The 13,511-nt window shown below is 60.3% G+C and carries 16 protein-coding genes; 14 read left to right on the forward strand and 2 right to left on the reverse strand.

All coding sequences use genetic code 11. From position 1 onward, the window contains the following. The first annotated feature begins 203 nt into the window (after positions 1-203). The 11 genes from fliP (at position 204) to HLH25_RS01045 (ending at position 9,817) form a co-directional block, all read left to right on the forward strand. Positions 204-899 (forward strand): flagellar type III secretion system pore protein FliP, encoded by a 696-nt coding sequence (gene fliP / locus HLH25_RS00995; protein ID WP_182972418.1) that lies wholly within the window; start codon positions 204-206, stop codon positions 897-899. A gap of 569 nt (positions 900-1,468) precedes the next feature. Continuing rightward, a complete protein-coding gene (locus HLH25_RS01000; protein WP_182972275.1) occupies positions 1,469-2,971 on the forward strand; it encodes a methyl-accepting chemotaxis protein in 1,503 nt (500 codons plus the stop codon). Further along, positions 2,971-3,270 (forward strand): STAS domain-containing protein, encoded by a 300-nt coding sequence (locus HLH25_RS01005; RefSeq protein ID WP_246400769.1) that lies wholly within the window; start codon positions 2,971-2,973, stop codon positions 3,268-3,270. The genes HLH25_RS01000 and HLH25_RS01005 overlap by 1 nt, the downstream gene beginning before the upstream one ends. Then, complete coding sequence (locus HLH25_RS01010; RefSeq protein ID WP_182972277.1) at positions 3,267-3,650, forward strand: response regulator; 384 nt, start codon at positions 3,267-3,269, stop codon at positions 3,648-3,650. The genes HLH25_RS01005 and HLH25_RS01010 overlap by 4 nt, the downstream gene beginning before the upstream one ends. Before the next feature lie 28 nt (positions 3,651-3,678). Continuing rightward, complete coding sequence (locus HLH25_RS01015; RefSeq protein WP_246400778.1) at positions 3,679-5,964, forward strand: chemotaxis protein CheA; 2,286 nt, start codon at positions 3,679-3,681, stop codon at positions 5,962-5,964. A 42-nt stretch (positions 5,965-6,006) separates the two neighbouring features. After that, positions 6,007-6,477 (forward strand): chemotaxis protein CheW, encoded by a 471-nt coding sequence (locus HLH25_RS01020; protein ID WP_114726421.1) that lies wholly within the window; start codon positions 6,007-6,009, stop codon positions 6,475-6,477. Further along, a complete protein-coding gene (locus HLH25_RS01025; protein ID WP_182972279.1) occupies positions 6,474-7,316 on the forward strand; it encodes a CheR family methyltransferase in 843 nt (280 codons plus the stop codon). Before HLH25_RS01020 ends, HLH25_RS01025 begins: the two co-directional genes overlap by 4 nt. 3 nt (positions 7,317-7,319) lie before the next feature. Further along, on the forward strand, positions 7,320-8,354 hold the full coding sequence (locus HLH25_RS01030; RefSeq protein ID WP_182972280.1) for a protein-glutamate methylesterase/protein-glutamine glutaminase: 1,035 nt from the start codon (positions 7,320-7,322) through the stop codon (positions 8,352-8,354). Between the two features lie 101 nt (positions 8,355-8,455). Then, positions 8,456-8,845, forward strand: a complete 390-nt coding sequence (locus tag HLH25_RS01035) for a response regulator (protein ID WP_182972281.1) — start codon at positions 8,456-8,458, stop codon at positions 8,843-8,845. Further along, positions 8,842-9,402: a chemotaxis protein CheD gene (locus tag HLH25_RS01040; protein ID WP_310888918.1), complete on the forward strand. Its 561-nt coding sequence runs from the start codon at positions 8,842-8,844 to the stop codon at positions 9,400-9,402. Before HLH25_RS01035 ends, HLH25_RS01040 begins: the two co-directional genes overlap by 4 nt. 28 nt (positions 9,403-9,430) lie before the next feature. Continuing rightward, positions 9,431-9,817, forward strand: a complete 387-nt coding sequence (locus HLH25_RS01045; protein WP_182972282.1) for a hypothetical protein — start codon at positions 9,431-9,433, stop codon at positions 9,815-9,817. 199 nt (positions 9,818-10,016) lie between these two features. Here the strand turns inward: HLH25_RS01045 and HLH25_RS01050 are convergent, their stop codons facing one another. Next, on the reverse strand, positions 10,017-10,409 hold the full coding sequence (locus HLH25_RS01050; RefSeq protein WP_182972283.1) for a flagellar biosynthesis regulator FlaF: 393 nt from the start codon (positions 10,407-10,409) through the stop codon (positions 10,017-10,019). A 230-nt stretch (positions 10,410-10,639) separates the two neighbouring features. Between HLH25_RS01050 and HLH25_RS01055 the strand changes: the two genes are divergently transcribed. Then, positions 10,640-11,638, forward strand: coding sequence for a flagellin (locus HLH25_RS01055; protein WP_182972284.1), 999 nt, complete (start codon positions 10,640-10,642; stop codon positions 11,636-11,638). Positions 11,639-11,814: 176 nt separating this feature from the next. Here the strand turns inward: HLH25_RS01055 and HLH25_RS01060 are convergent, their stop codons facing one another. Then, positions 11,815-12,579: a hypothetical protein gene (locus HLH25_RS01060; RefSeq protein ID WP_182972285.1), complete on the reverse strand. Its 765-nt coding sequence runs from the start codon at positions 12,577-12,579 to the stop codon at positions 11,815-11,817. A 250-nt stretch (positions 12,580-12,829) separates the two neighbouring features. On the opposite strand from HLH25_RS01060, the gene HLH25_RS01065 reads away from it, so the two are divergent. Further along, a complete protein-coding gene (locus HLH25_RS01065; protein ID WP_182972286.1) occupies positions 12,830-13,162 on the forward strand; it encodes a flagellar hook-basal body complex protein FliE in 333 nt (110 codons plus the stop codon). A gap of 10 nt (positions 13,163-13,172) precedes the next feature. Further along, entirely contained in the window at positions 13,173-13,448 is a 276-nt protein-coding gene (locus HLH25_RS01070; protein ID WP_114726411.1) for a flagellar biosynthetic protein FliQ, read from the forward strand. Positions 13,449-13,511: the final 63 nt, after the last annotated feature.

Here is a 13,511-nt window from a genome sequence, read left to right on the forward strand (position 1 = left end):
CGAAGCATGCGCGAGCCTGCCCGACCGCCATGAGAGCGTTTAATGAAACCGCACCGAATTTCACACAATGCGGATTCGGACCATCCTCGGGATCAAGAGGAACAGGGGAGCGTGATGCGTTGACGACCCGACTGCCCACGAACCGTCCTGCCGGTTTCGGGGCCATCATCACAGGCATTCTTGCCTTTGCGGTGCTGGCTGTCATGCCCGACCTGGTCCATGCACAGGCACTGACCCTGGATCTCGGCAAGGGGCTCGGAGACACAGGCACGACAAGCCGCCTCATTCAGTTGACGGCGCTCATCACCCTGCTGTCCTTTGCTCCCAGCCTGCTGGTAATGGTCACCGCGTTCACACGCATCATCATTGTCCTCTCTCTGCTGCGCGGCGCCATCGGCGCGCAGGGAACGCCGCCGAACACGGTGGTGATCGGTCTGGCGATGTTCCTGACCTTTTTCGTGATGCAGCCGGTCCTCGAACAGTCCTGGAACCATGGCATCGCCCCCATGATGGAAGGACAGGTCAGCGAAATCGATGGCCTGAAGGCAGCAGCCGAGCCCTTCCGCACCTTCATGCTTGCCAACGCACGACCGGCCGACATCGCGACTTTTCAGCATCTGGCCAACCTTCCGCCGCCGAAGACGACTGCCGAAACGCCCTGGCGGGTCATCATGCCAGCCTTCATGATCGGTGAACTCAGCCGCGGCTTCGAAATGGGTTTCCTGCTTTATCTTCCATTCCTCGTCATTGATATCGTCACGGCGAGCGTACTGATGAGCCTGGGCATGATGATGCTGCCCCCAGCGACGATCTCGCTGCCTTTCAAGCTGATCTTCTTCGTCATGGTGGATGGCTGGCAGATGGTGGCAGGCGGCCTCGTCCGAAGCTTCGGCGGATGAGCCATCCTCACCTGGCAACAGGACAATGCATGCGCGCCGCATCGTTCCCGCTTTTTGACAGGTGACAGAATCCGTCCGCCACGACGAAAAGCCGCCCTCCGAAGCGGTATCGATGGCACCCGATCTGCAATAAGATTTAACGACTTATTAATTGATTTACGTCATGTCCAATAGCGATATCCCGGGGTATGGGAGACCTTCTTCCGACCATCCCTTCGGGACATGCCCGTTCCGGCGGCGGTAGACAAAGCGAGAATGGCCAACAGGCAATGCAAGCGTTCGAAGTTGGCGAGCAATACCGTATGCAAGGACCACTTCCTGCCTTCCGGCTCCGCGCCGGCTGGCTGGCCATCCCTCCTTCGTCCCTGACACACATTCGGATAGAATCACCCGTTTACAAGGTTCCCACAGGGCCTTGGAGAACAGGCATCAGCCCATTATCCTCGGCGCAAGCCAAGAGGCAGCCGTGAAAAGCCATCGGGATCCGGCATTCCGCCCGAAGCGAGACCGTATGCGCGCGGCTCCACATGACGGCGCCCCGCCAGATGCGTAAGGAAAGTTAGGTCAGCATGTTGAATTGGCTGTATCGGGACGCACCGTTCCGAGGCAAGATCAGAACGGTGATGCTGGGTCTGGAAGCATATCTCCTGCTTCAGATCGTTATCGAGGTCGTTGGATATTTGGTCCATGAGCCGATCCAGCACATGTTCGTCGTGAATATGTGCGCCCTCGCTTTCGGCGCGATCGTCGTCCAGATCATCTGGTTCATGCTGACCCGCGTGGTCACCGAGCCGCTTGAAACCCTCACCGACCTGGGTGAGCAGCTCGGCCGCGGAGATATTCGCGGGAGTATTCCCTTTCTCGAGAACAAGGACTGCACCGGCCGCATGGCCCGCGTGATGGTCGAGTTTGCGCGCAGCCTGCAGGAACAGCAGCAGGCGCAGACCCGCCAGTCCGCCATGGCCGAGGAAATCAAGCAGTCCCTCGAACATAGCCAGGCCCGCGACAAACAGACCCACGAAGTGATCGACGCACTTGGATCCGCCCTGGCGGACATGGCCCGCGGCGACCTCCGGAGCCGGATCACCTCCAATATCTTCGACGGCGAGTTCGCTCCCCTGCGCGATGCGTTCAACAATTCGGCGGCGCACCTGAACGACGCACTGCGCGCCCTGGCAAGCAATTCCGAATTGATCGCGACGGGCGCCACGGAAATCTCGACCGCGTCCGACGATCTGGCGAAACGCACGGAGAAGCAGGCCGCCAATCTCGGTCAGGCCGCTGCTTCGGTCCGCACCATTACCGATGGCGTCCAGCGCACCGCCAAAGCCAGCACCGAGGCCAGTGCGGAAGCAAAACAGTCTCTGGACAAGGTGAAATCCGCCACTGCCGTCATGACCGAAACGACGCAGGCGATGGATGGCATCAAGAAATCATCCGATGCGATCGGCGAGATCATTTCTGTCATCGACGGCATCGCTTTCCAGACCAACGTGCTGGCCCTGAATGCGGGTGTCGAAGCGGCACGGGCCGGTGATGCAGGCCGCGGCTTCGCCGTGGTCGCGCAGGAAGTCAGGTCCCTTGCCGAAAAATCGGCCAAATCCGCCAGTGAGATCAAGCGCCTGATTTCAGTTTCGGCCGATCAGGTCGACAAGGGTGTCGATCTGGTCCAGCAGACCGGCCGTTACCTGAACGAATTTGCCGGCAGCACGCAGAATATTTCGACGCGGGTCGAAGAAATTTCCGTCTCCACTCGCGATCAAGCCCAGCGCCTGTCCGAAGTCACGGCGGCGATCGGCGACATGGACCAGGTGACGCAGCAGAACGCCGCGATGGTCGAGGAAACGACGGCTGCCAGCCATAACCTGACGGCGGAAACCAGAACGCTGACCCAGACCATCAGCCGGTTCAAAGTCGGTAATGACCGTCGGGAAAACATGTTCGACGAAAGCACCGTCACGATTCCGTCGGCGCGCGCCCCCGCGCCCAAGCCCTCCCGGTCGTCCACAGTCAGCCCGTCGGCAACGGCGCTCCTGACCACGTCCTCCGATCAGGGATGGGAAGATTTCTGATGACCGCTGACGTCGAGACGCCCGCCGTGCCCTCCACCGCGCCGGTGCCATTGCCGGAACGCCTGGACACCGCGACGGTCGGGGTGCTCAAGGGTCTTGTGCAGCAGGCCGAGGCGACGGAATCCGCTCTGGATGCCTCAGGCGTTGCCTATGTCGGCGGGCTGTGTCTTCAGGTTCTTCTGGCAAGCGGTCGCCCCCTGGTCGCGCCGTCGGAGAAAGTCAGGGAAGCGTTCGCCCTTTTTGGGGTCAGTGAATTCCTGTCAGAACCGTCCACTCCCTCTAGCGAGCTTTCAGCATGACGGAAAAAAAAATTTTGCGTGTCCTGACGATAGATGACTCCCGAACCATGCAAGGCATGCTGCGCAAGGCGTTGGAAGAAGCCGGCTACGATGTCATTCAGGGGGGGGACGGTGTCGAAGGCATCGAAGTTCTGGAAAGCGCCGATCCCCCGCCCAATGTGATTATTACGGATATCAACATGCCGCGCATGGATGGCTTCGGCGTGATTGAGGCCGTTCGCAAGATGCCCGCCTTCAAGCATCTGCCGGTTATCGTTCTGACCACCGAAAGCGATCCGGAAAAGAAGGCCCGCGCCAGAGCAGCCGGCGCGACAGGATGGATCATCAAACCCTTCAGCTCCGACAGCCTGGTTGCGGCGATCCGTCGGGTAACAGCCTGAAGAAAGGGGGAACGGCATGAGTTCCGATATGGATGATATCCTCCAGATCTTCTTCCAGGAATGTGACGAGCAGTTACAGGAGCTCGAACGCGGGCTTTCCGCATTGTCGGATGGCGAGTCCGAACATGAGACCGTCAATGCCGTCTTTCGTGCCGTTCATTCGATCAAGGGCGGCGCTGCGTCTTTCGGACTGGATAATCTTGTCCGGTTCGCCCACGTCTTCGAAAATTCCCTCGATGGCCTGCGTTCGGGGCGTTTTGCGCCGACTCATGATGTCGTCAAGGTTTTCCTCAAAGCCATGGATGTCCTGAGCGATCTGGTCAACGAGGCCCGTGGCGGGGCCACGGTCGACTCGGCGCGCGTCGCCGAAAGCCATGCCGAACTGGCCGACATCAGCGGCACCGGCGGCAACCAGAACGCCTCGCAGGCCGCGACGACCGAAGACGTCATTCCAGCGGATTTCTCGCCCGTCCCCATGGATTTCGAGCCCGTTCCCACGGATTTCGAACCGGTCCCCTTTGATTTTGACTTTGGCGAAGAAGAAGCCACCCCGGCTGCCGCATCGCTGCTCGTGACTTTTCGGCCTCACGACGCACTGTATGAGCGCGGAGATGACGCAAGGAACATCCTGATCGGCCTGACCGATCTCGCTCGTGAATGTGACGGAGAGATCCAGACCACCTGCGATCGATCGGCCCTGCCTCCTCTCACCGATCTGCTGCCTGACAAATCATACCTCTCCTGGCAGGTCGTTCTGCCGCCCGCAGTTTCCGAGGACAGCGCCAATGCGGTCTTCGACTGGGTCAGCGAAGATTGCGATTTTTCGATCGTCCGTGAAGGAGCCGAGGCCGCTGCGCCCCAGGAACCCCCGGCAGAACAGCCGGAACCAGCCGAGGTGGTCGCCGTCATGCCGCCCGTGGAAGACCACGAGGCGCCGCCCCCTGCTCCGGCGCCTTCAGTAGCGCACCCGATCCAGATACTCTCCCCCCTGCCTGCTCCGGCAACGCCAGATGCGCATCCCGGCCCCTCCCCAGCCGGCAGCGCAGCGTCGTCAACGGCCAATGGTGCCGCCCAGACTGCCGCCCGCAAGCCCGAACAAGCCTCGATCCGCGTCGACCTGCACCGGATTGACGATCTGATGGACCTGGTCGGCGAACTGGTGATTGCGCAGGCGGCAATCGAATCCCTCTCCCGCCGGACCGATGCGGCCGGACAGCACGAACTGGTCCAGAGCATCAGCAGCATGCAGTCGCTGACGCGCGATATCCAGGACGCCGTCATGGCGGTCAGGGCCCAGCCCGTCCGCGCCGTCTTCCAGCGCATGCAGCGCGTGGTGCGCGAAGCGTCCTCCATGACTCACAAGGACATCGTCCTGACGCTTGAGGGCGAGGATACGGAAGTCGACCGGACACTGGTCGAAAAGCTGACCGATCCGCTGACCCACATGCTGCGGAACGCGGTGGATCACGGCATTGAAAGCCCGGAAGCCCGCATCGCCGCCGGCAAGCCGGCAGAAGGCCACATCGTGCTGTCCGCCGAACATCGTTCCGGCCGGATCCTGATCACCATCAAGGACGACGGCGCAGGCATCAACCGTCAGCGCGTCTTCGAAACGGCTGTCAAACGGGGCGTTATCCCGGCAGATGCGGTCCTGTCGGATGAAGAGATCAATAACCTGATCTTCATGCCCGGTTTCTCGACGGCCGCGCAGGTTTCCAACCTCTCCGGCCGCGGCGTGGGCATGGATGTCGTCAAGCAGGCCATTCAAAGCCTGGGCGGCAGGATCTCGATCAGCAGCGTGCCCGGCAAGGGAACCACATTCGGTTTCAGCCTGCCCCTGACATTGGCCATTCTCGACGGCATGCTGATCTCTGCCAGCGGATCGACCATGGTCATTCCGATCTCGTCGGTCATCGAAACCATGATCGTCAATCAGAGCGATGTCTACGCCCTGCCCGACGGCAGCAACGTGATTTCCATCCGTGGCGACTGCATGCCGCTGATTCCCCTGGCGACAGTCCTGAAACTGTCCAACTCCTCGACTCCGGATAGCCTCGATGCCTCGGTCATCCTCGTCGTCGAGAACGAATCCGGCGCCCGGGCTGCCCTCATCGTTGACGAAATCCGTGACCAGACGCAGGTCGTCATCAAGAGCATCGAGAGCAATTACCGGCAGATATTCGGCGTGTCGGCGGCAACCATCCTCGGTGACGGCAGCGTTTCCCTGATCCTCGACGTCTCGGCACTGGTGGCCTCGGCCATTGGACATATCGACATCAAGCCATCAAACATCCGCGCCGAACTGGCAGCCTAGCAAGACCATACTGGCGTTCGACATTTAAGCAGGGAACCGACCATGACGGAACAGACAGAGCTCAAAGAAGCCACGGACACCAAGATCGTTAAGATGATCGTGTTTGCCATCGGCGTGCAGGAATATTGCATTCCGATCCTCAGCGTTCGCGAGATCCGTGGGTTCGAGAAGACGACGACGTTGCCGTTTGCCCCTCCTTATGTCTGCGGAGCCATCAACCTGCGCGGGATCATCCTGACGGTGGTCGATCTCGCGGTCTATCTGAATGTGCCGCCGCAGACCGACAACCCGCGCCGCGTCGTGGTCATTGTCGAATCGAAGAATGGCGTCGTCTGCGGGCTCCTTGTGGATCGCGTTATCGACATGGCGGATATCAATCTGAACGATGTCCAGGCCGTGTCCGAAGACGGGAGTTGTCTGGGCGGCCTGGTCCTGGTCGACAATCGGATGATCGGTCTCCTCCGGCTGGAGACCGTCGTCGGACAACTGGTCACGGACACCATTTCCGAATGAAAGACCAGTTTCCGGTAAGCGAGTCCGAATATACCGATGCCGATTTCCAGAGAGTCCGGCAGATCGCGCGTGAACAGGCCGGCATCCATCTTCCCGCCACCAAAAAGGCTCTCGTCTATTCCCGGGTTTCCCGCAGGGTGCGCGAACTGAACCAGAGTTCGTTCCAGGCCTATCTGAATTTCGTAACGACGGCCGCCGGCCAGAACGAGATGCAGAACCTGATCTGCGCCCTGACCACCAACGTCACGAGTTTCTTCCGGGAACGGAGCCACTTCGATCATCTCGAATCCGTCGTGATTCCGCAGATGGCCATGAAGGTCCGGGCCGGAAAACGCGGGCGGCTATGGTCGGCCGCCTGTTCCACGGGCCAGGAGCCCTGGAGCATCGCCATGTCGGTCATGACGGCGTTTCCCGACGCGGCCTCGCACGATTTTCGCATCCTTGCGACCGACATCAATGCCAATGTCGTCGCCCAGGCCACCGAGGGTACCTACAACGCCGAAGAAATCGAAGGCATTCCCCCGGCCAGGAAATCTCAGTTCATGGAGCCTACCGGCAACGGCGATTACCGGTTTGACGGCCCGATCCGTCGCCTGCCCGCGTTCCGTGTCCTCAACCTCAATGCGTCCTGGCCGATCCAAGGGTCCTTTTCAGCCATTTTCTGCCGGAACGTCGTCATCTATTTCGATGACGCCACCCGAGAACATCTTTGGCAGCGTCTGGCGGACAAGCTCGAACCCAATGGCTTTCTGTATGTCGGCCATTCCGAACGCGTATCCTGCGCAAGCCAATGCGGCCTGACACAGGTCGCTCCGACTATTTACCGAAAGGACCAGTAAAGCGTGGAGAAGCCGATAAAGGTTCTCGTGGTTGACGACTCACGAACAGCAAGGGCATTGATTCGGCGCTCTTTCGAGCAGCACCCCGACATCGTCATCTGCGGCGAGGCCGCGAACCCGATCGAAGCCCGGGATCTGATCATCAAGGATCAGCCAGACGTCATCACGCTCGATGTCGAGATGCCGAGCATGAATGGCCTGCAGTTTCTCGACAAGATCATGAGGCTGCGCCCGATTCCCGTCGTCATGGTATCCGGTCTCACGGCCAGGGGCGCGGATATCGCGATCACGGCGCTCCAGATGGGCGCGTTCGACTGCTTTCCGAAACCCTCTTCCGTCATGCCGGGAGGCGATGCGTTTGCCGGCCTGGCTCGTCTCGTCCGACAGGCCGCCCATTCCCCGGTCGCGAAGTTTCAGCGCACCGAGCAGGGCGCCGCCCAGCACCAGAAATCATGGACCCATGATTTCAAGCTGGTCGCGATCGGCGCATCGACGGGCGGCGTGGAAGCCCTGGAACAGGTCCTGTCGGGCTTTCCGCGCCAGAGCCCACCCATCGTCATCTGCCAGCACATGCCAGCCCTGTTCACGGCGAGTTTCGCCAACAGACTGAACCAGAAGATCGAGGCTCTTTCCATCGGCGAAGCCAGGAATGGTGAGGTCCTCCTGCCCGGCACAGTCCGGATTGCCCCGGGAGGCGATCGCCATACAGCCGTGGAGCGACGCGACGGCCACTATGTCACACGCCTGCTGAAAGCCGCTCCGGTCAATGGACATTGCCCGTCCGTCGATGTCCTGTTTGACTCCGTCGCCGAGTCTGCGGGCAACCATGCCCTGGGCATCATCCTGACCGGAATGGGGCAGGATGGCGCCGAAGGCCTGCTTGCAATGCACCGGGCCGGAGCCTGGACAATTGCACAAGACAAGGCGTCTTCCGTCGTCTATGGAATGCCGCGGGTTGCAGCCGAGCTTGGTGCGACCTCCCAGATCGTCCCCCTTGGTCAGATCAGTGCTGCCGCCATGAACGCCCAAATACGCTGATACAAGCCGAACGACAGCGCGATCGTGCATCACAGCCACGCGCGCACAGCGAGTGATACCGGCGCCCCAGCCAGACTTAAAAAGGGAAAGAGGAGGAAAAATTGCCCGCGGCTTCACAGATCAGGGTCCTCATCGTCGATGACCAGTCTTCCATTCGCCAGATCCTGGCCAACAGCCTGTTGCAACTGGGTTTCGCCCATATCGCCCAGAGAAAGGACGGCAAGGAAGCCATTGAGTATCTTGCCCAGAACCCGACGCACCTCGTCATTTCCGACTTCAACATGCCTGTCATGGACGGTCTGGAACTGCTTCGTGGCGTTCGCGGCAATCCCAAGACTCAGAAGGTCGCCTTCATCATCCTGACCGGCGAAGCCAGCCGCGACCTCGTTCAGGAGGCCGTCAAGGCGGGGGTGAACAATTTTCTCGCCAAGCCCTACACGGTCGCGAAACTGCGGGAAGTGCTCGAGAAGGTATTCGGACCCATAACGTGACCCACGCATTGGCACCCACGACAGTTGTACAGGGCGAAGTCGTCGTTTCGGACAATCCGTCTGCTCTTCTCACGACCCTTCTGGGGTCCTGCATTTCGGTGTGCATGTTCGATCCGGTGACGCAGGTCGGTGGTATGAACCATTTTCTCTTGCCCGGCGGGGGCGAGAGCCATGATGGCACGGCCATGCGTTTCGGTGTCAATGCCATGGAAAAGCTCATCAACGGCATTCTCAAGGCGGGCGGCAAACGCGACCGCCTGCGCTGCAAGGCGTTCGGAGGGGCTGCGATCGTCCCGTCCCTCGGCCGCATCGGGCATGAAAACAGCGTTTTTGTCCGGCAATATCTGGCGGACGAAGGCATCCCCTGCATCGCCCAGAGCCTCGGAGGCACGCAGGCCAGGCGCGTGCGATTCTGGCCGACATCGGGGAAAGCCCAGCAGAACCTGATACAGGATGGCCAGGCCATCGTTCGTCAGGAAGAGGCCTATAACCGGCAGGAAGCCGAAGCCGAACGCAGATGGGCGCGCGAGGCCAGTTCCAGCATTGAACTGTTCTGATCACCTGAGCGTGGAAAGAGAGACAGCGATGACCATGCATTCCACCGTCACACAAGGGGCACCCCCTGTGAAAATCACGGTGCATGATACTGTCTTCAAGGTTCTGCGCCTTCTGGACATGGCCGGTGAAGAACTCACGAACGCCCAGCAGGCAGTCGCGGAATGCATGCGCGACACGTCCATGACCAGTTCGGAAATATGCCGCCTGCAAAAGCTGGACCTGGCAACGCAGACAGTCGCCTCCGCAGCGACAGTACTCAAGAACCTGATGTCTCTTGCCCCGACCGGCATCAAGGACACTGTCAGCGTGGCCCGCCTGTACGAGGGGATCACACTCGGCGACGTCGTGCAGGTGCTGAAGGGTGAAGACACACCGGGTCACACCACGACGCCCGGTGAAATGGACCTCTTTTAGGAGACTGCCTGAAAAAATCCTCTGGTGAGAGCGTGATGCCTGCTTCCAGCACCATCTGACTCACGCCCCGGCATTGCAGCCCGCCATGCTACCGCCAGCAGCGATTTTTGCAGACAGGCTCTTATTCCAAATCGACGCGCCCTACCAAATCGGCTTGGGATTTATCTCCTGCCAGAAACAGACATGTCCACTCTGGTGATCAGGCCAAGGCAGAGGAACCCTGCTCTTTCCCTCCCGGAGCCATTTCCAGGCCGGCGAGAACATTTTCCGCAATCTCGATCAGGGGAACAAGAGACATTTCCGGATCCAGAATGGCTTGGATGCCATATTTCTGCGCCTGATCGGCCAGCCTGACAAAAAGCCTCCGATCCTCCTCCACCGTCAGACCATTATCGAGGATATTGGCCTTCATGATCATCGACCATAGACGCTGATGCCGCTCCAGTGCGCGGCTGCGAACCTGCGAATCGGCGCTCTGGTTAGCGGCTTCCAGTTCATCGATAAGCATTCTGAAACAAACCGCTTCGGCCTCCCTCCCCGTCAGGGAAGTTTCCGTCACGGTCTGGTAAGCCCGAAGTGCTGGATGAATCATCGTCGTACCGTCTGCAATTTGTCATAATGGACACCCATTGTCTTAGCCTACTCCGCGCGCAAAGACCATCCCGCCCGCCCCTCGGCACAGAGCATTTCCTCTATCCCGGCCTGGCGCATTCCACAGGAAAAATGCTCATCGCGCCTCTCTGGTAACCTTCTCTTAGCCATTTCCCGATTTTGTGGCCTGGACCTGGTCTACCCCAGGATAGTCCGCATGGAGAAAATGCCGTGAGCCTTTCCATCAACAACAACGCCTCTTCGAAAGTCGCCATCGAGACGCTGAATGCCGTCCAGACCGACCTGAGCAGCACGCAGAACGTCGTCTCGACCGGCCTGAAGGTTTCCACCGCCGCCGACAACGCCGCTGCCTTCGGCATCGCGCAGCAGATGCAGGGCAACGTCTCCGGCCAGAGCGCCGTGAATGACGGCCTGTCCTTCGCCGCCCAGACGGTCAGCTCGACGGCCAGCGCCGCCAACCAGATCATCAGCGTGCTGCAGCAAGTGCAGCAGGCCGTCACCTCGCTGGGCAACAGCTTCGGCGTCGATGCCTCCGAATCCCAGATCGGCACTCAGATCAACGGCTATCTCGCCCAGATCGATACGATCGCACGCAATGCAACCTTCAATGGCGTCAACCTGCTGGCACCGGATTACAACAACGCAGCAGTCGGAACCAAGCTGGGCATCAGCACCAGCAAGCTGAGCTATGTCGCTGGCCTTCAGGGCGATGTCACGACGGTCACCGGCTTCGCCGCCTCGTCCGGCAACGGCTCGATCGGCAAGTACCTGACGTCTTCGGGTGGGTCTCTTGGCGCCTCGAGCACGAGCACTCTGACCGACCTTCTCGGCCTTTCCACCGGCGGCGTCGCCGGCAAGAACCCGACGGCCAACGTGTTCGTGACGACCGACGGCGCATTCGGCTCCAGCTACGTCGGCTCCGGCGTCGCGTCCGTTGCGAAAATGATCAAGCAGGTTCAGGCCGCGATCAAGGCGATGACCTACGTCACGTCGGACCTGGGTTCGAACACCAACGTGATCAAGAGCATGAGCACCTACGGCTCGACGATCTCCGACAACCTGACCAACGGCATTGGCGCCCTGACCGACGCCGATATGGCTGCTGCCAGCGCGAAGCTGACCTCGCTGCAGACCAAGCAGCAGCTGGCCATCAAGTCGCTGACGATTGCCAACTCGCAGTCGCAGAACATCCTGTCGATGTTCCAGTAATCCATTCCCGCGCTCACAGCGTAGTATGGATGATGCCCCCGGCAATTGCCGGGGGCATTTTTTATGCCCCTTGTCGAACCCGGTTGAAAAATAACCGGCTACAGCAGGGCAGCCATTCCCCGAAGCCGCATACGCATCATGCGTCCCAGCGGTCTTTCCCCCGCCGGATCAGATCGTCATTCCACAGGACCGTTCAGAATCCTGACGGCCAGAACGATCGGATTCCCCGAAGAATCCGCTCCTGCCTGAAAGCTCTGCCACTTTCCCGGCGAGAACACCCATGTCCCGGCAAAGCTCGCGACGAATCCATGCGGCCTGCATGTGCCGTTACCAGCACCATCCTGCTGCTGACCATCGTCCTGCAAGCTACATTGCGCCATATCCGCCGCGGCTAGCGGAACATAGACCGTTGCATCCATCTGCGCGGTGCGGCCGCGTATTTGCAGCGTTCCATCGACGCCCGTCTTCTGCCCCACCGAACCGCCCGCCGCCCCGCCATCAGGCGTACCGCGCGTCACGACATCGGTGAATTTGGTGGCATCCGTCGCGCAGATCTCAATCGAAGCCTCACCGAGCGGCAGATTCGGATCTCCGGCATTATTCTGTCGTGTGATCGCCTGGATTTCAGCGATATGCACCGGCCCCGCCGGGCAGTGGAGGCCGTCATCTCCGATATGCGCGGTCGTGTTCGTACCGCCATTGCTGCTGCCCCTGGCCACGGCAGTTCCGCAGCCACCCCCCACGGCCAACAAGGCAACCAGCGCCGTCGCGTAGGCCAATCGTCTCCTGCCGGCTTCGGCACGGGCAGCATTCACCGAACGTCGCATATTGACTCTGTAAGACCTATCAACGCCGTACTCCACGTACATGCGACCGGGCGATCTTCTGTCGCCATGCCACGACGGCTCAGACGCCCCATGACGGCTGAAGCGCGCGAACACACCCTCTATCATGATCCCTACCCGCCGCACAGCGTCCGACAGAGACGAATTTATCCACCGACCACCCAACGCCTTGATCGCCAGCCCAAACGATTCTGCCCGCTCAAAAGCGTTCCCGATCAGTCATGCTGTTTCGATTAAAGGTAAAAAACGGTGGCCTTGCCGTTATGGCAAGACTAGGTTAGGCACTGAATCCTGGTACTCTGTCGGGGATCTCCGACCAGGCAGCAAGGGGCGCAGCACGCACACGATGATCAGCGACATCACCACCCGCAGCTTCGATGCGCTCAACGCTTATGGGCAGACACAGAAGGCGTTGCAGCCTTCGACCGACGACACCCAGAACGACGCCTCGTCCGATAGCGTATCCAGCTTCGGCAATGTTCTGGACGGCGCGCTCAAGAACGCGGTTCAGACGGGCAAGAGTGCCGAGACGCTGACGGCCCAGGGCCTGTCCGGAAAAGGCAACCTGACCGACATCGCAACGTCCGTGGAAGAAGCGAAGCTGACCCTTCAGACCGTCACCACGGTCCGGGACCGGATCGTTCAGGCCTATCAGGACGTCATGAAGATGTCGATCTAAGCCGTCACGCATGCAGCATACGGTCGATATCCACGAAATCCTGCGCCAGACCCTGCTTGTGGCGGTCAAAATGGGGGCTCCGTCCCTTTTGTCGTCCCTCTGCGCGGGCATTCTGGTTTCGTTGTTCCAGGCCGTAACCCAGGTAAACGAGGCGACCCTGTCCTTCGTGCCGAAATTCATAGCCGCGACAGCCGCTCTCATGCTGACGGGCTCGTTCATGTATTCCACACTTCATACCTACGCCCACACCATTTTCGACCAGATGATCATGGTGGGCGGTTCGTGAAAGCAGGCCGCATGCCGGCGGCGCCCCTTCCGGAATGACCGGGGACCTGTTCTTTCCCGGCGG

This window comes from Gluconacetobacter dulcium (genome assembly GCF_014174165.1).
Lineage (GTDB): Bacteria > Pseudomonadota > Alphaproteobacteria > Acetobacterales > Acetobacteraceae > Gluconacetobacter > Gluconacetobacter dulcium.